This is a genomic window from Deinococcus gobiensis I-0, assembly GCF_000252445.1.
Lineage (GTDB): Bacteria > Deinococcota > Deinococci > Deinococcales > Deinococcaceae > Deinococcus > Deinococcus gobiensis.
This window is the reverse complement of record NC_017791.1, coordinates 136493-158533: the sequence shown is the minus strand read 5'-3', so window position 1 is coordinate 158533 and position 22041 is coordinate 136493. Positions and strand designations below refer to the sequence as shown.

Here is a 22041-nt window from a genome sequence, read left to right as displayed (position 1 = left end):
TTGTCGCTATGCGCTCCGCTGCCTTGTCGTCTCCGGTGCTTCTCTCTCTTCTGCTCGTTCCGTCCTTCTCTGCAGCCCAGACAGCTTCTTCCACTGGTCCGCTCACCGAGACCCAGCAGAAGGCGGCCGACGCCGCCGCGAGGCGGGCGATGTACACCAAGTGCGGCGTCGTCGAGGCCACCACCCTGCCGACCGGCTTGTCTGCAGGGGTCTACCGGGGCACGCTGGGCGGGCAGCCAGTGACGCTCGAACTGGTCGGCCATGTCAACCCCGACACTGAGGTGCAGGACCGCTACAGCTACGACCGCTATGGCATTGACGTGCGCCTGGAACGTGGGCGGTCCGCTGATCGTACGGCCGCCCAGACGCTCGCCGAGGTCGAATCCGTCATCCGCGAGGACGACTTCCAGTTGCACGCCCGCGCCTGCCTGCAACTGTCGGCTGAGAGCCGTACGCAACTGAAGGGCAACTGGCGTCCTGTGGGTAGCCCAGCCTTGCCCCTCACTCTGCGGCGCGTGAACGTCGCGGCCCTGCCCCTGGCGCTGCCCAGCTCACCGGGGCTGCTGTCCCTGCGAACCAAAGACCCGTATACCTTCGTGAAAGTCAACCGGGCGTGGGCGAAGATGGCAGGCGGCCTGAAGGAACCGTACACCGGTGTCGGCTACCCACGCGTGATGGGCGGGTCGGTGGCGCTGAACGCGGCGCTGCAGGATCGCCAGCTCGCATTAGTGACTGAAGGGCTCGACTGCCTGTCGGACTATGGCAACCGCAACGGCCGCACCGACTATGCGGGCAACGGAACGCTGTCGTGGCAAAGCCGGGGGCTGGTCTCGGTACACGAGGACGTCGCTCTGTACTGCGGCGGTGCACACCCGGACGCATACACCACCGGAGTGACCCTCGACGCACGCACGGGCAAGGAGGTGACGCTGCTCGGCGCACCGGGCACGCTCTGGCCCGGTCTGAGTGCGGCAAAACTGCAGGCACTGTATCTGGCGCGGTATCCGGCCGATGGCGATACCACCGAGTGCCGTGACGAACTGGCGGGCGACGACGGAAAGGACACTGAATATGGTTTTCCCTATGCGCTCTATCTGACCAGGCAGGGCCTGGCCGTACAACCGAACTACCTGCCGCATGTCGCTGCCGGCTGTGCCGAGACAGTCACACTGCCGTACAGCAGCCTGCGGATGTTTGCCAACCTGAAATCGCCCTATTTCCGTGATTTGTACCCGCGGTGAGCACACCTTCTGACTCCGCCGCACAATAGGGGATGCCCCGCGCCTCCCTGGATACAGCGACCATCCTTGCGAAGTTCATGTCCCGAGATCCACATCAGGTGTGGGAAGCTGCGCACGCAGCGATTCGCGCACCTCGTCACGAGCAACTGCTTCTGGTCCCTGACCTGCCGGTGATTCGACAGGCGACCCAGGGACTGGATCTGGGGGGTGCCCTGTTCCCGAATACGCAACATCTGGAGCACGCACTGCGGGTCCTGGAGGCGGCGCGGGATGGCCGCTGCACCTGCGAGGTCTATCCAGCGTGGTTGTTCTACGACCCGATTGAGGAGGCCGCTGTGGGAGCGGCGGAGATTCTTTCTACCTCAGCGCCCGACTGGAATATGATCTATGAGTGCCGGTGCCTGATGTGTGGCCGGACGTATGAGGTCGAGCAGGGTGAGTATCACTACACGTGGTGGCAGTGGCGCGAGCGTCCCGCCGCTGGTGCGGCCTCGGCGAACGCGCCCGCAACAACCGCTTAACAGGACTCAGAAGTGATGCTTGAAGACCGATTGCGCAGTTGTCAGGCAAAGCAATGGGGAGCGGCTGGGCCGCTCCCCATCCGCGTTCTAGCAGGTTAGGCGAACTGTGGAGTTCGATTCACTAGGCCAGCCACACAGCCCCAGAACTGTCCATGGTGCCGGGGATCATTGCAGTAAAACTCCTAACAGACACGGACTTTTTTGATCTTGCATACGACGTTCTCCACAGTGATCCGTACTTTGTAGATCTGATGGTTCAGTTCGCGGTCGTCCGGACTGAGCCGGCTACCCTTGGGGCGCATCCGGAGGACGATCACTTCGTGTTGGGGACAGAGTTTGTCCAGGCCTGTACACCCTCGGTCGCCCCAGAGCCGGGTCCCCCGAGGCAGGTGCGGCAGGAGTCTCGATTGCCCCTGGATCTTCATATCGTGGGTGCGCCCGCGGGCGCACTGAGATGGACGACAAGCCCCTCCGGCGTGACGGCGACCTGGGTTTTCAGCGTGTGCGTGCCCTTCTTGACGCTGAAGAACTTCTTCTGGTCCTTGGGGCGGCCCACGGCCTTCTTGCTAGGCCGACTGCCTTTGTGCTTCTTGGGCGGCCCTCGGGGTTGTTCGGTACCGTCGATGATGAGGTCAGCGATCTCCGGGAAGGCGTCCAGCACGTCTTCAAGGGTGCGCAGGCGACGACGCGGGACCGCGTCGTCAGGGATGACCTTGCGGCTGTCCAGGGTCCGGGCCCGGAGCGGAGCAGGCAGTGCCTGCTCCAAGAGAGGGAGCAGCGCATGAATGTCGCGGCAGACGTTGGCGGCGTCCATCTCGAACAGCACACCCAACAGATGCATGGGGAGGTAATGCCGCAGGTACAGCAAAGTCAGGAAGAGGCGATGGGGAACATTGAGCTTAAATTGACGGCCAGCTCCGATCTGACGTTTCCGCCCCACCCGCAAGAGGGTGAGACGTTGAGCTCTGACCTAGAGAGGCTCGAGACGCTACGCCACGTGGGTGAACTCCGTGGGGGTCAGGCCGCAGAGCGATTCGAAGGACCGAGGGCGCTGCATGAGGCGCTGGACCTGAAATATGCCATCACTCCGCTCCAGTTACTTCAACTGCGCAACAGATCTTGAGAAGGATTCTTTCCTATCTACCCCCTGTAGGCGCAACTTCCAAGGCGTACCGCCGCAGTACTTCCCGTGCGTCCTCCAACCAGAGGTTACGGACCCAGGCAGGGGACAGGATTTCCACCCTAGGTCCCCAGCCACGAATCCAAGCCAGGACTTCCACCGGCAGGTGCTCATGATTCAGCGGGGCTCTCAACCGGAGAAGATAGCTTTCTCCATCCATCTCCCCCCCCAGCTGTCCAGGCCAGGGGCGGTGGGCGACGTAGAGCACTGCATCTGGAGCGAAGCGAAGCGTCACCTCACAATGCTGCTTCCCGCCAATAATGCCCCAGGCCCCGTCCAGTTCTGCGCGGGGATCGAAGGGAATCTCAGGACTGGCCTCGTTCTCCAGCCGCACCGCGTCCACGAAACGCGAAAGGTGAAACGTCTTGACCTTGACCTCGCCTCGCCGCCGAGCGAATACATACCAGTCGAGGTTGTTACGGTTGATCTCCATAAACACTATGTCGGCCTCGCTGACCTTAAGCCCTGCACCGGGTTTGCGGTAGGTAAAACGTACAGGCTGACCCCAACACCATGCCGCCGCCAGCGTTTCGAGGAGGCGCGGGGTATCCCCTCCGGGAGGCGCAAGCGAACGGAGCGCCACGTTCCGCAGCGATGCAGGCAGTTGGCCGGTCAATTCCAGCAGCACCTCGTGATAGAGGCGGCTGGGCGTGGGCGCATGATGGTGCAGCAGGCGCAGCAGCGCGTGATGGATCACTGCCCGCACCGGATCTTGGCTCACGTCAGCCGACACCCAGGGGTGCGCCAGAAAGTAGCGCGGTGAACGCTCCTCGGTGTGTAGGACTTCTCGGCCTTCCTGAATAAGTAGGCGACGGTCTCGTTGTACCTCCTGGCGCTGGCAGTCCAACCGCTCAGCAAGCTGGGCGGTGGTTAGGGGGCCTGCCTCGCTGAGCAGGGCGATCAACCGCAGTAGGCGGGGGCCCGGCTCACGTTTGCGGGTCACTGTCATCCTGCGACCTCCAAGTCATACAATCCCGCCCCGAAGTGCGCCCATTTGCCCACGCCCAGTTGCTCACCACCGCGCAGCAGAGATGCAAAGGGGGTGAAGTCGCCCTGATATTCCATCATGCCTACCCAACCTTCCATAGTCGCAGTCTGGCGTGGTCGACTCCCCTTACGAAGCTGCGAGACAAGGCGCAAGCGCTGCCCTACAGTCTCCACTTCACGTGCCAGTCGGGGCAAATGTGTAAAGTCAGCCCTCAGGCTGGCCCCGCCACCGTGAACCTGCTCCAAATTGCTCAGCCGCCGTTGCAAGGCCCGCACTAACACGGGAAAGTGCAGATCCTCGGCCATCTGTCCCCCGACCTTGATGTGGAGCGGCGAGCGCAGGTGTAGACGCAACCGCTCGCCGGTCATAGGCGGCAGTTCCCCGACCTGGAGCAGGAGGGGGGTGAGGTGAACCCCCAGTTGTGTGCCGCGCAGTAGCGTCACTTCCTCATCTGTATAGGGGTGGAAGCTATTCACCTCTTCCAGCTCCAGACGGCCCCGTGTGCGTCCCAGTCCGTCTCTCCCCACCTCCCGCAGCGCCGCCAGCAAATACGGGAGTTGCGCGGCGGCTCGCCCCACTACCACCAGCCCGAAGGTGAGAATCTCACCGGGTGCCAGGTGCCGCTCCTTCCCATACGCCACCCGGAAGAGAACGGGACGCGGTGGGGTGCCCAGTGAGGAAACTTCCAGGCCCTCTGGCAGTTGCGGCGCGTAACTCAGGCCGTAGGGGCAGATGCTCTGGAGAGGGCAACCCTGACACATCTCCCGATGTGGCTGCGTACAGGCTAGGCGGTACAGCGCCCGCCCGAACGCGCCTTCGAGCTTGGAGCCCGGGAAGGGCGGAAGTTGCACCGGCTCCAGCGCCCGCAACGTCACGCGCAAGGCGGTAAAGGGAAGGTCTAACGGGAGCATGGGAAAAGTGTAGAGGTGGGGAGCGTTACTGGGTGACGCGGTTGCGGATCACGGGATGAAGGCACGTCATAGGAGGGAGGGTTCGGGGCGCTGCCCGGTTCTTTCTGCAGAAATGTGGGCGCTTAGCGTCGAATAGTCCAGTAGGGTGAAGGAGAAGCTTTCCCGCCCATCAGTCCGTCATTCAATGACGCCGCCTCCTGCCAAGGTAAACGCATGGATATCCCCTCTGCCCTGCAGGCTCTGTTTGGCAATTCGCCCTACGCCTACCAAATCCGTGTTGCGGAAGCTCTCTTGAGCGGTAAAAACATCGTCTTACGGGCTCCCACAGGTGCCGGGAAGACCGAGGCGGCGCTCGGTCCTTACCTGCTGGCGTGGGAGCACAAGCAAATAGACTTCCCCCTTCGTTGCATCATCGCCTCGCCCATGCGAACGCTGGCGAAAGACCTGCATGGGCGGGCGCAGGAGGTAGGGGACGGGCTCGGATTGACGGTCAAGCTGCACACTGGCGAAGATCCTACCGACCCACTGCTGGAAGCCGACATCATCGTGACCACCGTGGACCAGTTGTTGAGCAACTACCTGCATGTGCCTTACTCGCAGAGTCACCGGGGGCGCAACATCGGTGCAGGCGGCGTCGTGGCGAGTTACGTCGTGCTGGACGAGTTTCACCTCTTCGATCCGCAGCGGGCATTCCGAACCACGCTGGAAATGGCACGGGCACTCTCGGGTGTCACGCCGTTTCTGTTCATGACGGCCACCATGTCTGGAGAACTGACCCAGAAGCTGGCGGAGGCGGTAGGGGCCGATTTCATCACACCGAGTCAGACGGAATTGGACGTGATGACCAGTCAGCAAAAGACCCGCCGGTTTCGCCGGGTAGACACCATGCTGACCGCGCAGGCTGTAGCTGGAGCGCACGAGCGGCGGAGTATCGCCATCGCCAATACCGTAGACCGTGTACAGACACTACATGCCGATTTGCAGCGGCTTCAGGATGAAGGGCATCCAAAGCTGCGGGACGTGACGCTGGCCCTGCTGCATTCGCGCTTCTTTCCGACGCACCGCAACACTCACGAGCAGCGTCTGAAAACGTTGTTGGGCGAGGGCTCACCTGAAAACGTCATTCTGGTGGCTTCGCAGGCAATTGAAGTCGGCCTCAACATCAGTTCAGAGAACATGCATACCGAAATCTGCCCCGGTAATGCTCTGTTGCAGCGGGCTGGACGAAATGCACGATATAAAGGAGAAAACGGCGTAGTCAGTGTCTATACCCTACCCCTCGATCAGAAAGGCGAGTGGGACACGCTGCCCTACAAAGGGCAGGACAACGTGATTCGGGCTACCTGGGACGCGCTGACTGCCCTGCCCTCGCCTGTTCAGCCCCAAGCCGAGGAACAGCTGATAGACGCAGTGCATACGGCAGGTGATGAGAGGAACTGGGCCGAGTATCTAGCGGTCCGCAAGACTACCCATAGAGACAAGATGAAGTCGGCATTTGAGGGCGACAGGTCCATGCGGCCTGCACTCATCCGAGACATTCAGAACGTGACCCTGCTGCTGGTGCCGTCGGAAATGGACCTGTCCACCTGGGAAGAAGTGAATCGCCACGAACGAATCGGCGTCCCATGGGTCAATTTCGCCCTTTTGGAGGATAATCGCCGCAATCTGAAGCAGGAATACGATCTGGAAGACAACTGGCTGGTCAAGGTTCCCCATGAGGTAGAGCCCGAGGAATCGAGGAGTGGTGGAGAGAGCCGAGAGCCTACAAGGCTGGAATGGAAGACAGTGACGGACGCGGCTGAACTGAAGCTGGAAACATTGGTGCAGGTCAATCCGAAGTTCGTCTTTTACACTGCGCAGGAAGGTTTCCGCTGGGAAGCTCCCGAAGGGCGGGCCCTGGGTGTACAGGACTTTCCGCCCATCCATTCTCCCCGCAGTTCGGGCGAGCGTCTCGACTACTGGTATACCTACGAAAGCTACGAACTGCACATTGAGCGTGTACTGGCAGCGTCCTACAAGTACGCTGCCGACGTGTGGAGGTTGTGCCCGAAGGTGGACGCAAAGTTCGCTTTGCCCACTGGAACCACCGAACTGGCCCTGAGAGCTGCGATTGCCGCCCACGACATCGGCAAACTGTCGGAGGGCTGGCAGAGGTGGACGCGACGCTGGCAGGCCGAGCAAGTGAGGAAATATACTGGACAGCTTCTCTGGAACGGCGTGGAGGAAGCGGCACAACACGGAGCCACACCTCAGGGCAAGGGTGAATACTGTGCCCACACGGATTACCACCCAAAACACGACCAGATGTCGAGCAAGACTTTCGAAAAAGCGCAGGGGCACAGGCCACCACACGCAGGTGAGTCGGCAGCAGTCCTCTCAGAAAGCTTCGGGGATTTCCTGATGGACCGTCTGGGGGAAGACCAGGGCCTGAGTATGTTGCAGGGTATTCTGGGAGCCGTTTGCCGCCACCATGGGGCCAACCACATGGGTGAGGTAGCCCCATGGCAGCTGGACGCGGGCGCAGCGGCGGAGGCCAATAGGGTCTTCGAGCGACTGACAGGCGTGCCGCTGGACGCCGAACGCCTGAACGACTTGCAGCGGTGGGGCGTGGAGGCGGTTACGGATCCGGACATGCCTGCCCCAGACGACGCTCTGGCCTGGATGGTCTACACGCTCGCCTCGCGCGCCTTACGCCTGGGCGATACCCGCTCGTTCGAAGATGTCCGCCGGAAGGAGGCCGTTACTTGAATACCTTTACTGTTCCCCGCTCACAAGGGACCTACGCCGATACCCTGATGGCGCTGGGGCTAGGACGGTTGCTCGCCGCGCTCGGCCCCTCGGAGAAAGTGACGGTGCGATTGGACACCGCGCGTGACGTTCTTACGCTCACCACGACCCAACCGGTCATGCCCTCAGCTGAGGTCCGGCTCCGACTGTATGACTACATCAAGACGGATAAGGACATGAACGGCCCTACAGACTACGTGTACGAACGGGAAAAAGAGCGACGTCAGCAATTTTTCAAGTGGCGCGAGATGCACAGAGGGGTGAGACCCGAGGACATCCCTGAAGACCTCATTCCACGTTCCGACTACTCGCTGTACTCCAGCCTGGTGGACATGCTCAAGCCCGTAAACACCAGCGGCTACGCGACCGCCTACCGAGAATTAGCCTCCGAACGCTTCGCGGGGCACGTTCAGGTCGCCCTGGAGGCGCTTGCCGACCACCCTGACAGCCAGGAAACCTCGCTGTCAGAACGAGCTGAGCGGGGTCTGAAAAAGTATCTGAAGGGCAACAGGGTCAACGAAGTTTCGGTGGTACAAATCTTCAACCCTATGACGGGCAAGGGCATGAACTCGCCCAAGGCCAACAGCATCGGCATGGGGCAGGAGAAAGCACCGCTGGTCTTGGAGGCTCTCAAATATACCGGGTGGTTCATCGGTGCGGTGGCCGTTACGCCGAAGGGCAGCAAAGATCTCAAAGTGCTGGTGGCGCAGCCTACCAATATTGAGGTCGAGACCCTTCAGCGCATCATGATTGAGTTCCGGCAGAACTTCGTGGGGGGCGGAGCCATTCAAGTGGACATTCTTGCCGCCCTCACGCTGACCGAAACGCTGCTCAGGCATGACGAGCACAAGACGTTCAAGCGTGGGCGGCCCCGGGACCTGCTCTCCGGTTTTCAGACTGCCTACTTCCAGAACCTCGGTAGTGCGAAGGGCGTGACCAACATCTCCTTCATCGCCCTGCCTGCTTGGGTGCAGCTGGACGGCGACCAGGCCGATGAGCAGCGCCGGGCATGGATGGAGGTGCTGGCCGAACACCGTCTCGTCATCCGTGGGCTAGACGAGAGCCATTCAGAGGAACGCACTCTGCTGGAAAAGTACCGAGAATTTCTGAGTGGCCAGGATACCCACGCCTTTCTGGATTTCCTGTCGGATTACGGGCCGCACATGCTTGGGCGAGCGGACCGGGGCAAGTTCACCCGCTGGATGACGACCGAACACATAGGGAGGGTGTTGAACCATATGGGAAAGAACAACGTTACAAGCATCATTTCGGACCCCGGCTTTCAGAGCGTGGCTGGGGCTATCCGACGGGCGACCCGCACGGCCCTATACGCTCGCAAGCTCGGCAATGACCGTACGTATGACGTGCATTATGGGCTGGCCCAGGAACTCAAGCGCAGCGCCGTGACCAAGGCTCGGTTCATGACCGCCCTCTCGGACTTCGTGACCGAGTACATGACGGAAAATCTGCGGGCGGCTGACCGGGGTAAGCGTGGGCGAGTAGCCGTGACCACCGAAGACCTGCTGCAAGTCGGCAAGCTGTTGGATGAGCACGACCCGCAGATGGTGGCGATGCTGCTCATCGCCTATGGCTATGCTAAGGAACCGCGCGAAGATGTTCAGGAGTTTGTGGAGACCCCTGAAGAGAATCCCACTGCCCTGGAGGAACAAGAATGACCCTGCGGACCCTGTCCATCTCTGGTCTCGCCACCCTCAACCTGCATTCGCTGAACAACGAGGGTGGCGAAGGCAATCACATTCAGACCCGCATGGTGGACGTGGTGATGGCGAACGGTGAACTGCACCCTGTCAACGCCGTCTCGGGTGACATGTTCAAGCATATCTTCGCCGAACATTTCTATGCTATCGCGCAGGAATTGGGGCTAATCCTATGTGCGGGATGCCAGACCCTGAACGCGAACCGGCTGAACGCTGATTCCTCTTTCGAGGAAGCCATAAAGGGGAAGGGCAACGCTGAGGTTCTTGACCTGCTGCCCAACTCCTGCGCACTGGACGACGTGGCGGGCATCCTCATTACGCAAGGGAACCGCAGTCTGGGCCGCAAGAGCGTGGTGGAGTTCTCCTGGGTACCGGGCGTGCCGGAGAGGGTCAAAACGGGAAGTTACTTTCACGTCAAGTACGACCCCCAGGGGCGCGGCAAGACAGGCGCAGACGACGGCAGCAACCGGGGCCAGGCCATCTTCCACCGCCCTGCCTCCAGCGGTCAGTACGCGCTGGTAGCCCACGTGGAGGCGCACCGCATCGGGCTGAATGACATCACCCGCGAGTACGCCATCGACGAGGCCGAGCGGCAAAAACGCCTGACTGCTGTGCTACGTGCATTGGCGCAGACCTTCCTGCATCCCGGTGGGGCGATGCGGAACACCCAGAGCCCGCACCTGACCGACTTCCGAGGTGTCGTCACCACCAGCAGTCACAGTGTTCCCGCGCCAACGGTGAGTGCCCTGAATCCAGACTTCGAGGAGCAGGTCGGACGTATTGCGGGCGCGCTGGAAAAGATGAGCGGCCAGCCCATTGGCGTCCATCCCTTCGACTCCCTTGGGGCCTTCGCCGAGACTATGGGCCAGACCCTGCCGTCATGACCTGGTTGGTGGCAACCTACGAGCCGACGGCGCTGTTCAGCCTCAAGGACTCACAGGCGACGAGCGCCGCCGGGAAATCCCTACTAGTACCCAGTCCATACGCGATCAAGACGGCGCTGATCGACGTGGCCGTGAACTGGCAGGGCGTGAAGTTCGCACAGGAAGTGTTCGGCTGGCTGCGTGTCCTGCCTGTGCGGAGCAGTCCGCCCCGGTGGGCCTGCGTAACCAACGCGTTCATCAAGGTGCAGCGCCCCCCCAAGAACGCAGAGCCGGGCAACCCGTTCAAGCCCACGGTGGCCTTCCGCGAGTATGTTCAGTTTCGCGGCGAGTTGCGGCTGGCCTTGGACATCTCTTGTTTGGGGGAGACAGAAAGGCAGACCCTTACCAGCCTACTGTTGCGGCTGAACATGCTGGGCAAGCGCGGCGGCTTCATTCAGTGGCAGGGCAGTGGCGAACTTCCCGAACTGGATATCTCCTTCGTGACCCACACGGGCGATGTGCGGACGCACCTCAGCGGAGTGATCATGCACTATTTGGACGACTATGGCCCCAAGATGACCTGGGACCGACTGAGCACGTTCACAACCGACAAGCCCGACCGTATGATAGTTTCAGCGCTCATACCTTACCGTCTGGTGCGTTCCAGCAAGCGGTCTACAGTGTACGAGCGAACAGGTTGAGCATTTCCTTTACGTCGCCCAGTGATGTGCCCTGCTACCTGCTGGGCGACCGATACCGCTCACCCGAATCTGTTGATGTAATCCAAAAGAGATGGGAGTCAGGGGAGGAAGAACTCTAAATACGTTCCCAAACTGCAGATTGCGAAGGGCAACGTCATTCAGTCTTGGAGCACAGACCGACCTTAATTTTCGTAACGTCATTCAGTGATACTGCCCCGTGGCACCATCCACGCATGAACCTTACCATCTCGGAACGCGGGACCTTCCTGGCCTTGCGAAGCGAACGGCTGCAACTGCGTCACCCGGGGCAGGAGACCCAAGAGGTAGCCCTACGTGACCTCGAAACCGTCACCGTCACGACTACCGCCTGTACCCTCAGTGCCGAGGCCATCCGCGCCTGCGCGAAGTTTGGGGTGCAGATCGACCTAGTAGACGGCCTGGGTGCACCCTACGCCAAGTTCAGCAGTCCATACCTGGTAGGTACGGTCAGTACTAGGCGTGCGCAGATGGCGGCGTACCTTACGCCAGCCGGCGTGGAAGTCGCTCGGCACGCTATCCGTGCCCGTCTAAGGAACCAGTCCAGCCTACTGAAATACTTTGGAAAGTACCGCAAGGAGGCTGATCCTGCTGCATACGAGGCCATACAGCGGGCCCTCCCCGGATTGACGACATTAGAAGCTGAACTGGATATGCTTCAAGGCGAGTGCATCGACGATCTGCGTGACGTGCTACTGGGCGTTGAGGGCCGGGGTGGCGTGGTGTACTGGGGCGCAGTGGCGACGATGCTGCCCGCTGACCTCGCCTTTCCGGGACGACTCGGACGTGGAGCAACTGATCCCGTCAACATGACGCTGAATTATGGTTACGGGATCCTCTACGCGCGGGTGGCGGGCGTGCTGGCGACAGCGGGCCTCGAACCCTTCGCTGGCTTTCTGCATACGGACCGGCCTGGCAAACCCAGTCTGGTGCTGGACTTTGTGGAAGGCTTTCGCGCTGCCTGTGTTGACCGGCCCGTCCTGGCTCTGCTGGGGCGCGGCTGGCGGCCCGAGACGGATGACAATGGCAAGCTGACGCCGGAGACGCGGAAGCGAATCGCTACAGCTGTCAACGATCGCTTAGACGCCCGCGACGTGGTGGGCGGCAAGCGCTTCCGACTCCAGAACATTATGGTGATGCAAGCCCGTCGCCTTGCCACTTTTCTACGCGGAGAGGGCGACTATCCCGTGTATATCGCCAGTTGGTGAGCCATGCCGAGACTGCTGCAAGACCCCCGCAAGGCTGGGCATCCCATCCTGGTGCTGTATGACGTCGGTGATGACAAATGCCGCACGAAGGTAATGACCGCTTGCAAAGATTATGGCCTCGGCCGCTGGCAATACAGCGCCTACCACGGACGGTTGACGGGGGCGGCCCGGCGCGAACTGGAAATCCGACTGGAAAAAGCGATGGGGGCCAGTCCTGGCCTGATCGCCATTCTTCAACTCGAACAATGGCAACTGGACGATGCCACTCTTATCGTTGGGGAGGCCAAAAATGGTTGAGCCGCTCCTCATCACGCCGACCGAACTGCGGCAACACCATTACTGCCCCCGGGTGGTCTTCTTCGAGCGCTGCACACCCGTCCGTCGGCGCGAGACGATTCTGATGACCCATGGGCGCGAGAAACACCAGACCGAACTGGTCCGCGAACGGCGGCGAACCCTTTCCCGCTACGAGCTGACTGAGGGGGAGCGTCGCTACGAGGTCCGGCTGACGAATCACGCTCTAGGCGTGACTGGGGAGCTGGATTTGCTCATTGTGGACGGGGCGCGGGCCTTCCCAGTGGAGTTCAAGCATACCTCGCGCTTACCGGACCCTGGGCACAAGCTGCAACTATGCGCCTATGCCCTGCTTGTGGAGGCTGAATTGGGTCTCCTGTGTCCGCATGGATACTGGCACAGCAGTCGCACCCGCCAGACTCACATGGTCCTTTTCGATACACGCCTGAGGAATCGGACTCGGGCGGCTATTCAGGTGGTACGCGGCTTTATCCTCGCTGAGCAGTGTCCATCACCTACAGCTCAAACGGTCAAGTGCCTGGAGTGCGAGTTGCGAAATTTCTGTGGGGATACCCTATGACATCGCAACAGATCACGGTGTTCAGAAGTTGTGGTCATTTGCGAGACGTGGAGGACACGCCCTGCAAGATCGTCTGAGTTTTGACACAAGGGGCTGGGGCGCAATTTATGAAGAGAGGCGTGGCAGGCGGTTCGCAAATGGAAGAGAGGAATAAGGTTACTGACGGTTTGCGAAGTGGCCCGGCGCGCTATGTTGATTGCCGTGGTCAGGGTGCCACGTGTTTCATGACAACATGTTTGGCAAATCCAAAACAGCGTGGAATACGCGGCCGCAACGTACTCCCCGGGCGATAGGGGACTGAAACTTGTCGATAGTCGGGTACAGGTGTTCGACGTTCTGGCCGCAACGTACTCCCCGGGCGATAGGGGACTGAAACCGGATGATGATTCTCCGGATCACACGTCAGCGCATGCCGCAACGTACTCCCCGGGCGATAGGGGACTGAAACAGTAGGTGTTGCTCGGCTGGAAGTAGTTCTGTCCCAGCCGCAACGTACTCCCCGGGCGATAGGGGACTGAAACGAGTACCTGGCGCACCGGCCGTGCGGGGACGGGTTGCCGCAACGTACTCCCCGGGCGATAGGGGACTGAAACCGGCCGCATCGGCGCTCACTCGGCCACCGCCGGAGCGCCGCAACGTACTCCCCGGGCGATAGGGGACTGAAACTGAATGTCACAGTACCGGTCAATGAAGTCGTCCAGCCGCAACGTACTCCCCGGGCGATAGGGGACTGAAACCAGGCGTTCCGCGAAGGCGTAGACGTGGACCTGTTCGGCCGCAACGTACTCCCCGGGCGATAGGGGACTGAAACCTGAGCATCGTGCGCGGCTACCGGAAGGACTCGACGCCGCAACGTGCTCCCCGGGCGATAGGGGACTGAAACCCAGCGTGTTCGTGGTCGCCGCCACGGGTGACGAGCTGCCGCAACGTACTCCCCGGGCGATAGGGGACTGAAACTCGGCACGCTCACTCTGGTCCTCAATCCACAGTGCCGCCGCAACGTACTCCCCGGGCGATAGGGGACTGAAACTGCCGAGGCGGGCGCGTGAGCGGGCCGCAGCAGGCCGGCCGCAACGTACTCCCCGGGCGATAGGGGACTGAAACACTTCGAAGCGGGTCTCCCGAACTGCTTCCGGGGCGCCGCAACGTACTCCCCGGGCGATAGGGGACTGAAACAGGACGCCGCCCGCAGCCTTGCGGACACCCTGAACAGCCGCAACGTACTTCCCGGGCGATAGGGGACTGAAACTGCGCTGGCCCGCGCGAGCGGGCCACACCTCATCGCGAAGAGATCAGTTCGCGGGCACCCGCCACACATCCTCAAGCACGAGTACCTGGAAGGTAGGTTGCCAGCGTGCGATATGGAACATGATTGCCCGGCAGAGGGGCGGGTGCGTCACGGCAAGCTTGATCAGGTCGTCCGACCTGGCGGTCTCCGCGAAACGCAGGAGGGCGGCATGGACCTCGGCCTCGAAGCGCTGGAAGTCCGGGTACAGCATGGCGGCCTCGCCATAGGAGTAGAGGACCTCAAGGATGCTGTGAGGATAGATGATGTGATCGAGCGCGCTGATGAGCGCCTGGTGCCGTCGCCCACAGGGGCGGGACAAGCTGATATCTTCCACGATGGTTTCCTTTTATCTGAGGGGGAATCAGGGAGGCGGGAAACTTTGGTCGGTGCCCCGCCTCTTCTCTCCAAAAATATAGCACGCTGAAAGCCTAAAAATAAACACTGCTGTTGACTTTATCAACGATTATCGGAAACTGAGAGTATGAACCTCAAGACTATCGTGAAGATCGAACTAGCGAAGCGGGAGATGACGCAAACTGAATTGGCGGAGCAGATTGGGATTCCCCAGCAGTCGTTAAGTCGAACCCTGCGTACACCAGCTCTAAACCAGCGAAGCCATTGGCCCAAAATTTTGGATGCCCTGGGGTTGGAGTTGGTCGTGCAGCCTAAAAAGCAGAGTTAGACCTTTCCAGGAAACGCTCGATAAATCTCTGCTTGACAAGCATTCGCGGTGATGCATCACTGAGATCAGGCCCCGCCCTCCGATAGGCTCCACGCAGCCGGGATCGGAGAATCAGCCGGGGCCGCCCCTTTCGCCTCCAACGCACGCAGGCCGATAACCCTCACGCGGGCTCAACAGGCCGAAAAGGAACCAAACATGCGTAACTTGATCGTTCTGACCGTCGGTGCCCTGCTGCTCGCCAGTTGCAATGGCGGCGGCACCGTGACCCCTCCAACGGAGCAACCCAACCCGCCCATCGAAACCCCGCCACCCTCAAACCCCAATCCGCCAACAAACCCCACCACGCCGGACAAGCCGTTGTACATCCCCGGCGCGGGTGCTGCGGTAGGGAGTGGGGATGGCACAAAAGAAGGAACGATCTACATTTCCCCTTCAGCAGACGAAGTGCAGTTGATGAATCTAATTAACGAGGTGCGTACAAAGGGTACAGTTGGTGGCACTGACGCAATCTCAGATAGTTGTGTTGCGGGGAAATACGTCCCCCTTAAAGCTTTAACATACAACGGTCTGTACTCTTTTGCCGCTCGTAAGCATGCAGATTACATTACTAATATTGCGAATGAAGCACATTATGAAAACCAGACTAATTCTACTTTTTTCTATGGCAGAACAGTTAACGAAAGAGTTGTAAGAACATACAAGGAACTAGCTGGACTTAATAAATACTATATAGGAGAAAACGTAACTAGTTATGGAGGCGAGTTAACATCTCCAGCCAGGCAAACTGTATTAGAGGCGGTTAGATCATGGATGCATAGTAGTGGGCATTGTGCTGCTATTATGGACCCTGACATATATGATTTTGGGGCCGGTAGATCATATAGAGAAAATACTTCTGATCAGGATAACAGAGTCCAGAACGCATGGGTATTAATAGTTGGAAATAAATAGATAAGCATAAATAAGTGGGCGAGAACATTCTCGCCCACTTATTTATTTAAGAAGATATATTTTAAGGAAAGCTGGTTGGTCGCCTACAAGTGTTTGTTACATTATCCCAATATTCTGGCAATACACAATTACCTTGACTTCCTCTACCTCCACCCGTTCGCGTCAGAGCAGAAGTCACCAAACCCATATCTTTACCTGTAAAAAACCCATTATAATCATAGGAAGATACATCTCCAGACAGTTCTGATGTTACAGTAACAGCAGTGTTAGGAGTAAAGCAGTGTAGATCTTCAGGGTTTCCTATAGGATATTCACATACCTCCTGAGCGTCCCTCCCCGTAGTTTGAATTTTATATAGACTAGATGACTTGAGAACTAAGTAGGAATTTGGCTGACTTACGCTGTAGCTAGTATAGAAATTTCCATTACGATATTCCATTATGATTAGCGGGCCAATTGTGGCTACAAGACTCTGGGGATCTGATACATAAAGAGTAAAGTTGCCAGGAGTATTTCCGGGCTTTGTGGGTGGCGTGGGATTGTTATCGCCCACAAAGATCAATTCTATGGTCTTTGGCTGACCAGCAATAATATTAAATTTCTTTGGTTCCGAATGATATTCACCAGTATTATTTTTAAAAAATTCTGGAGTTAGCGTGTAGTTTCCTGGCGGCATACGAGGGACTTTGATACTGCCGTTAACCAGCGAGAGGGTGCGGGGCTGCGGTCCAGTGATATTGCCCGGTGTGCTCGCGCCAATAGGCAGGCCACTCACGTTGATGGTAAGCATGCCCGTGATCGGTGCGTAATTCAGGGGGACCGTAGTGACCTGGCTGTCGACGACTGTCGCGGTGTAGGTGTTAGCCCCGTAGGTGTAGTCGCCGACGTCGACGTTTGCCGGAGTGACTGTATACGTACCGGCTTCGAGGAGGGTATCTACGCTGGCTCCAGCCCCTACATTGACCGTGTTCGTGTAGCCGTTAGGGCCGCTGATCGCCACACTGGCTGTCCCACCGCTGGGGAGGCCGGTGGGTTGGATGCGGAGGGTGCCCTGGGTGAGGGCGTAGCGGGCGGCCATGTTGATACTGCCCCAGGTGTTCCACAGGCGCTGGGGGCTGCCGCCGACGCTGCTCTTGTACTTCCGACCCTGGTAGGTCACGTCGCGGGCTTCCAGGCGGTACTCGCCTGCGTCCACGCCCATATACGTCTGCGTGCGGGAAACACGCGTCGCATTCACGTCCCGGTCCGGGCCGTAGATCATCACATCGGGTGTCGCTCCGCTGGGCAGGCCCAGGATGCTGACGTTGATGCGCGCTTCGTCCGGGGTCGTGACGGCCAGTTCATCGCAGGTCATCAGATGCGTGACGCTGTTCGACGTCGTGGGGATGGCGGTGGTCCGGTCTGCCCGGTTGTCGCCACTGATCGCGCTGGGATACATCGCCACGAGGCGACCGGCGGCGGTCACGCTGGGCGTGCCGGTCGCGGAGGCCGTGAGCTTGCCGTCGTCGGCCTGATACATGTACTTGAACGCGATGCCTTGCGCCGGCGCGAGGCTTTCCCGGCGGCCACTGACGGTGCGGTACAGCTGACCGTCGGCGAGTTTGAGTTCCAGGCCACGCGCCTTGAAGATCTGCATCAGGCCGTCACTGCGAATGCCGAGCGGGCAGTTGAAGGTAATGAGGTCGCCGTTGGCGGAGGTCGCGGTAATGAGCTTGGCGATGCCTTTGGTCCCCAGGACGAGGTAGTCTTGGCCGATCACGGCCTGGAAGCCGGGAATGCGGACCGTTTTCAGCTCGTGGATGTTGCGGTTCTCGGAGAGCATGGGAGGGATGACGGTGCCCCCATCGAGGGCGAACGCCGCGTTGAGTTGGGAGGCGGTGGCCGTCGAGAAGCCGACGAAGGAACCGGCACCGAGGTCCAGACGGAAGTTGGCGTCGATGGCACTCACGATCTTGTTCACGCGGGTGAGGGCCTGGGTGTCGAGGTTCCGCTCGGTGCTTTGGGCGGTGGCACCCACCATGAGGTCGATGGCGTAATAGAGGACGACGCCCAGAAGGGCGAGAGCCACGAGCATTTCGATCAGAGTGAAGCCTTGAATACGACGGGGCACAGAGACCTCCAGCTGAGGGGTGAGGACGGCGGGAGAGGGCGGCGCGCACGGGGGCCCACGGGGAGGCCGTGAGGGGGGGTACGGTCGCCCGTGCTGGTGTGAATAGGGCATTACGGGTTGCCTCCTGGGGCGGTCACGATGTTGGACAAGGCGAAGTCCGGGCCACAGATGGTCACGAGGTACTGGGGAGGGTCACTGCCCTGGGCGGTGATGGTCCCGCTCAGGGCCGGGCGCAGGGCCGTGCGGCGTGTTCCGTTCGAGGTCAGGTCCTGAAGGTCGGCCGCCGTCAGTTCACGGGAATGGAGGTAGGTGGCATTGCCCTGCGTGATCGCCAGGCTGGCGGCCGTCAGGGCATCGGCCGTGTAGGTCGCGAGCTGCGCGGTGCTGACACTGCGGGCGGTCTGCGTGTTGAAGACGGCGAACGCGCTGATGGTGACGAGAATGATGACCGCAGCGACCAGGACCTCGATGATGGAGAACCCCTGTGTAGAACTCCGCATGGTCAGCACGCTCCCTGTTGGGCGAGGCCGCCAGGCCCGAGGGTGAGCCGCGTACAGGTCAGGCCGGGCGCGGTCAAGGTCAGTGCTCCGGTCGTCGCGCCGTCTGGAGCGATGGAGAGGCCGCCGGTGAGGGTGGCCTGCACGAAGCGGTCGGTGGTGATCTCGCCCGCGCTGGTGAGCTGGAGCGTGTCGCCGCTGCCTTGCAGGGTGATGGACGTGCCCTCCTCGACAGCCTGGCTGTGCGCGCCCTCCAGGGTGCTGCCCACCCGGCCGGGAAGGCTGCTGACGTCCGGAGCCCGGTCCATGCGGGGCAGAAGGGCCGTGGTCGCGGCAATCAGGCCGCAGAGGATCGTGATCGTAATGAGAATCTCGATCAGGGTGAAGCCAGAGGTAGGCTTCACGGGGCCACCACCGTTTGATTCAGCTCGCTGATCGTGACGGACACGCGGTACGTGCGGGCGGTGAGCGGCGTCGCCGAGCAGGTGGTGCCGGCCGGGGCGTTCTGCCAGCCGTTCCCGCCATTGGGGGCGACGACGCCTGTCGGACCGATGTCCTGGGCATTGGTGCAGTTCACCGTGCCGAGGACGCTGGTGGAGAGATTGGGGTTGGCGGCGATGGCCGTGTCCAGGGAGAGCTTGACGGTCTGGGCATGCAGCTGGGCGGCGCGCCGATTGGTGGTCTTGGCGGCGCCGCCGTAACTGGGGAGAAGGATGGCGGCCAACACAGCGATCACTGCGATGACCACAAGCAATTCGATCAGGGTGAAACCTTGGGTTCGCATATGCCTACCTTGCGTGTACTTGGGGTGACTCCGAGCACTGAACTTGAGGTTTCGCCCGGAAGCGGTTCAGGGTCAGGCGGTTCGACATCGGACGTTCCTGACGCGAAAAGGCGGGCAGCCAGGGGGGAGGCTGCCCGCATGGGGAAGAGGGCTATTTCTGGAGGGCGTCCATCATGGTGGTCATGGGCATGAACACGGAGATGACGATGACCCCGACGACCGTGCCCAGGAAAATCATCAGGAAGGGCTCGATGGCTGCGCTCAGGCTCTCGACCTTGCTCTGCACGTCGTCCTGGTAGACCTCGGAGAGGTATTGCAGGGTCTCCTTCAGCGTCTGCTTTTCCTCGGAAGAGCGGAACTGCAGGGCGTACATGTCCGGGAACTCTTTCGGGTACTGCGACAGGGCGGTGTACATCGGGTCCCCGGCCCGGGCCATGAGGCGCATCTCCTGGTAGTGCTCGCGGTAGATCTGGTTCGCGGCGACTTCCGAGGTGATGTTCAGGGCGTCGAGGAGGGGGATGCCGCTGCGCATCATGACGGCGAGCGCCTTGCTGGAGCGCGCGAGGATGAAATCGCGCATGAGGGGGCCGACCACGGGCAGGCGCAGGATGAGGCGGTCGAGGTTGCGCTTGCCTGCGGGGGTCTTGCGGTACTGCGATACGGCGTAGGTGAGGCCGCCGATGACCAGGATGATGCCGATGGTCACCACGGGGTTGGCGGCCGTCTGGCTGATGGATTTGACGATTTTCGTCAGGGGGGGGAGTTCCGCGTTCAGACCGTCGAGGATCTTCATGAACGTGGGGACGACCTTCGCCATGATGAAGTACGTCACGAGGATGCACGCGATGAAGATGATGGCGGGGAGGGTCAAGCCCTTCTTGACGGCGCCGACTGTCCGCAGCTGCCATTTGTACATTTCGGCAAGCTCACGCACCGGCTGGCCGATGTCACCGCCGACCGCGCCCATGCGGATGAAGGCCACGAAGACGGCGTCGAAGACTTTGGCGTGCTTCTTGTCAGCGACCGCTTCCTCGATGGGCGTCCCCACGTCGACCTGTCGGACGACATCCTCGACGGCGAGCCGGAGCAGCTTGTTCGTGCTGCTGTTGCCGGCCGTGCGCAGGGCTTCGGTCTGGTTGACGTTGCCGCCGTTGAGGAACTGAGCGAGTTGCTGGGTGAAGAGCGCGCGGTCTTTGAGACTGGGGGCTTTGTTTTCCCAGGGACCGCTGATGTCCTGGGATTTGGACACTTTGGTGGGGGTGATGCCCAGGGCGGTGACTTTGGCGTGGCCCTCTTCCTGACTAGCGGCGAGGACTTTGCCTTTTCGGGATTTGCCGGATTTGTCGATGCCGGTGTATTGCCAGTTGATCATGGGTTCGCCTTTGAGCCTGGTCAAGGCTTGAGCAGGAGCAGCAAGGCGCGCAGGAGGCCGGCTGAGGCCCACTGCGCGCGTGCGGGGTTACTGCGGCAGCCAGGCGTAGGAGATGGGGTAGGTGCGGCCCTGGGCGTCGGTGGCCTGCCACATCAGCGTGATGGGGGAGGTGGACCGGGTGACCACACTGACAGTGCCCACGAGCATGGCGCGCGGCGAGAGTGCGCCGCTGGTGGTGTCGCCCGTGCTGTCCCGGACGCTGAGGTTCGCGGGGACGATCTGGCCGTCCTGGTAGATGCGGACGCTTTGAGGGTCGAGGCGCACGGTGGCTTCGCTGCTGTTGTTGCCGATGCTGTAGGTCAGGGTGGTGCCCCGGCCGCGGAAGCTGAGGCGCAGGTAGTTGGGGACGAGGGTGGTCGCCGGGCTGTAGGTGTTGGTGGGAGCGGCGCTCTGGAGCTGGGCCGTGGGGATGGGGGTCGGCGCCATCGTGGCGGCCACGGCGGGCATCATGCCGGTCTGGGCGGTGGGGAAGGCCTGCGGTGCGGCGAAGGCCTGGGCCGCCTGGGGGAAGGCCATGGTGTTGACGGCTGGGGCGGCCTGCGTCTGCGGCCACGTGGGGGCCATCGCAGTCTGAGGGACGCTGGCGGGTGCGGCAACCATCGGGGCCGGCTGGGTCCACGCCACCTGCTGCTGGACGGGCTGTGCGGTCTGGATGGGCTGCGTGCTCTGCACGGGCATGGTGGTCTGGGCAGTCGGCATGGTCATCGGCGTAGCGGCGAGCGGGGCCATCATGCTCATGGGGGCCGCGGGCTGGGTCACGCTGGCGGCGCTGAGCGGCTGGCCGGAGGGCATGGTGAGCATGGAGAGGCTTTGTGCCGCAGCTGGGGCGACCGCAGCGACCGGCTGAGCCGTGGGGGCAGTCACGGCGGCCGTGGCCTTCGGCGTGCTGACGACGGGCATGGGCGCACTAGCGGTGGTGCTGGTCAGGCGGGCCCACTCGGCCTGGTACCGGACCATCTCTTCGAGCGTGGCGATCCGCAGGGGCGTGGGGCTTTGCAGGTAGACGCTGATGCCGGTCCCCTCGTAGTTGCTGATGAAGTAATTCCCCTCGCTGATCTTGATGGTGCCGTAGGGGAGGAGGTAGACGTTCAGGGGCATGGCCATCGGCTGGGCCCCGGGAACGGTGACGACAGCGGTGGCGGTGGTGGCCGCGCTCTGGGCGTGCGCCGTGGCGGTGAGGGTGAGGGCGAGCAGGGCGGTCAGCAGGGTCTTCTTCATAAGCGTCCTTACGGTGCGTGTACTTGGGGTGACGCGTGGCGGATTGCCGCC

General features: G+C 61.1%; 20 protein-coding genes, 1 pseudogene and 1 CRISPR repeat array. Of the genes and pseudogenes, 11 read left to right on the top strand and 10 right to left on the bottom strand.

The window, feature by feature from the left end; translation table 11 throughout:
- Positions 1-8: 8 nt before the first annotated feature.
- Positions 9-1241, top strand: coding sequence for a hypothetical protein (locus DGO_RS24455; RefSeq protein WP_014686568.1), 1233 nt, complete (start codon positions 9-11; stop codon positions 1239-1241).
- Between the two features lie 32 nt (positions 1242-1273).
- Entirely contained in the window at positions 1274-1762 is a 489-nt protein-coding gene (locus tag DGO_RS17780; protein ID WP_014686567.1) for a hypothetical protein, read from the top strand.
- Positions 1763-1857: 95 nt separating this feature from the next.
- Here the strand turns inward: DGO_RS17780 and DGO_RS22015 are convergent.
- From DGO_RS22015 to cas6, 3 genes and pseudogenes are all read right to left on the bottom strand, one after another.
- Positions 1858-2819: pseudogene (locus tag DGO_RS22015) on the bottom strand (transposase).
- A gap of 79 nt (positions 2820-2898) precedes the next feature.
- Positions 2899-3846, bottom strand: coding sequence for a helix-turn-helix transcriptional regulator (locus tag DGO_RS22010; RefSeq protein ID WP_226991560.1), 948 nt, complete (start codon positions 3844-3846; stop codon positions 2899-2901).
- Positions 3847-3887: 41 nt separating this feature from the next.
- The gene (gene cas6, locus DGO_RS17765; protein ID WP_014686563.1) at positions 3888-4841 is read right to left on the bottom strand and encodes a CRISPR system precrRNA processing endoribonuclease RAMP protein Cas6; all 954 of its coding nucleotides are present in this window, start codon (positions 4839-4841) and stop codon (positions 3888-3890) included.
- Positions 4842-5054: 213 nt separating this feature from the next.
- Here cas6 and cas3 point away from each other — a divergent pair, with 213 nt between their 5' ends.
- The 7 genes from cas3 to cas4 all read left to right on the top strand — a co-directional run bounded on the left by cas3 (position 5055) and on the right by cas4 (position 13028).
- A complete protein-coding gene (cas3, locus tag DGO_RS17760) occupies positions 5055-7589 on the top strand; it encodes a CRISPR-associated helicase Cas3' (RefSeq protein ID WP_014686562.1) in 2535 nt (844 codons plus the stop codon).
- The gene (locus DGO_RS17755) at positions 7586-9304 is read left to right on the top strand and encodes a hypothetical protein (RefSeq protein WP_226991559.1); all 1719 of its coding nucleotides are present in this window, start codon (positions 7586-7588) and stop codon (positions 9302-9304) included. Before cas3 ends, DGO_RS17755 begins: the two co-directional genes overlap by 4 nt.
- Positions 9301-10230 carry a DevR family CRISPR-associated autoregulator gene (locus tag DGO_RS17750; RefSeq protein ID WP_014686560.1) on the top strand — a complete coding sequence of 310 codons (930 nt, stop codon included), beginning with the start codon at positions 9301-9303 and terminating at the stop codon, positions 10228-10230. Before DGO_RS17755 ends, DGO_RS17750 begins: the two co-directional genes overlap by 4 nt.
- The gene (locus DGO_RS17745) at positions 10227-10910 is read left to right on the top strand and encodes a hypothetical protein (RefSeq protein ID WP_014686559.1); all 684 of its coding nucleotides are present in this window, start codon (positions 10227-10229) and stop codon (positions 10908-10910) included. The genes DGO_RS17750 and DGO_RS17745 overlap by 4 nt, the downstream gene beginning before the upstream one ends.
- A 233-nt stretch (positions 10911-11143) precedes the next feature.
- The gene (cas1, locus tag DGO_RS17740) at positions 11144-12154 is read left to right on the top strand and encodes a CRISPR-associated endonuclease Cas1 (RefSeq protein WP_014686558.1); all 1011 of its coding nucleotides are present in this window, start codon (positions 11144-11146) and stop codon (positions 12152-12154) included.
- A gap of 3 nt (positions 12155-12157) precedes the next feature.
- Positions 12158-12451 (top strand): CRISPR-associated endonuclease Cas2, encoded by a 294-nt coding sequence (cas2, locus tag DGO_RS22005; RefSeq protein ID WP_014686557.1) that lies wholly within the window; start codon positions 12158-12160, stop codon positions 12449-12451.
- Positions 12414-13028, top strand: coding sequence for a CRISPR-associated protein Cas4 (gene cas4 / locus DGO_RS17735; RefSeq protein WP_338032446.1), 615 nt, complete (start codon positions 12414-12416; stop codon positions 13026-13028). Before cas2 ends, cas4 begins: the two co-directional genes overlap by 38 nt.
- Positions 13029-13295: 267 nt before the next feature.
- A CRISPR array of direct repeats spans positions 13296-14277; the repeat unit is 37 nt; unit sequence GCCGCAACGTACTCCCCGGGCGATAGGGGACTGAAAC.
- A 43-nt stretch (positions 14278-14320) separates the two neighbouring features.
- Here the strand turns inward: cas4 and DGO_RS17730 are convergent.
- On the bottom strand, positions 14321-14650 hold the full coding sequence (locus tag DGO_RS17730; RefSeq protein ID WP_014686555.1) for a hypothetical protein: 330 nt from the start codon (positions 14648-14650) through the stop codon (positions 14321-14323).
- A 147-nt stretch (positions 14651-14797) separates the two neighbouring features.
- On the opposite strand from DGO_RS17730, the gene DGO_RS22000 reads away from it, so the two are divergent.
- Together DGO_RS22000 and DGO_RS21995 are read left to right on the top strand one after the other, a co-directional pair.
- Entirely contained in the window at positions 14798-14998 is a 201-nt protein-coding gene (locus tag DGO_RS22000) for a helix-turn-helix domain-containing protein (RefSeq protein WP_014686554.1), read from the top strand.
- Positions 14999-15193: 195 nt separating this feature from the next.
- Positions 15194-15949, top strand: a complete 756-nt coding sequence (locus DGO_RS21995) for a CAP domain-containing protein (RefSeq protein ID WP_014686553.1) — start codon at positions 15194-15196, stop codon at positions 15947-15949.
- Between the two features lie 61 nt (positions 15950-16010).
- Here the strand turns inward: DGO_RS21995 and DGO_RS21990 are convergent, their stop codons facing one another.
- The 6 genes from DGO_RS21990 to DGO_RS17695 all read right to left on the bottom strand — a co-directional run bounded on the left by DGO_RS21990 (position 16011) and on the right by DGO_RS17695 (position 21990).
- Positions 16011-18059 carry a PulJ/GspJ family protein gene (locus tag DGO_RS21990; RefSeq protein ID WP_014686552.1) on the bottom strand — a complete coding sequence of 683 codons (2049 nt, stop codon included), beginning with the start codon at positions 18057-18059 and terminating at the stop codon, positions 16011-16013.
- Between the two features lie 110 nt (positions 18060-18169).
- Entirely contained in the window at positions 18170-18559 is a 390-nt protein-coding gene (locus DGO_RS17715; protein ID WP_014686551.1) for a type II secretion system protein, read from the bottom strand.
- A gap of 2 nt (positions 18560-18561) precedes the next feature.
- Positions 18562-18960, bottom strand: a complete 399-nt coding sequence (locus DGO_RS17710) for a prepilin-type N-terminal cleavage/methylation domain-containing protein (RefSeq protein WP_014686550.1) — start codon at positions 18958-18960, stop codon at positions 18562-18564.
- On the bottom strand, positions 18957-19340 hold the full coding sequence (locus DGO_RS24690; protein ID WP_014686549.1) for a type II secretion system protein: 384 nt from the start codon (positions 19338-19340) through the stop codon (positions 18957-18959). The genes DGO_RS17710 and DGO_RS24690 overlap by 4 nt, the downstream gene beginning before the upstream one ends.
- 151 nt (positions 19341-19491) lie before the next feature.
- A complete protein-coding gene (locus DGO_RS17700; RefSeq protein ID WP_014686548.1) occupies positions 19492-20712 on the bottom strand; it encodes a type II secretion system F family protein in 1221 nt (406 codons plus the stop codon).
- 87 nt (positions 20713-20799) lie between these two features.
- Complete coding sequence (locus DGO_RS17695) at positions 20800-21990, bottom strand: hypothetical protein (RefSeq protein WP_014686547.1); 1191 nt, start codon at positions 21988-21990, stop codon at positions 20800-20802.
- Positions 21991-22041: the final 51 nt, after the last annotated feature.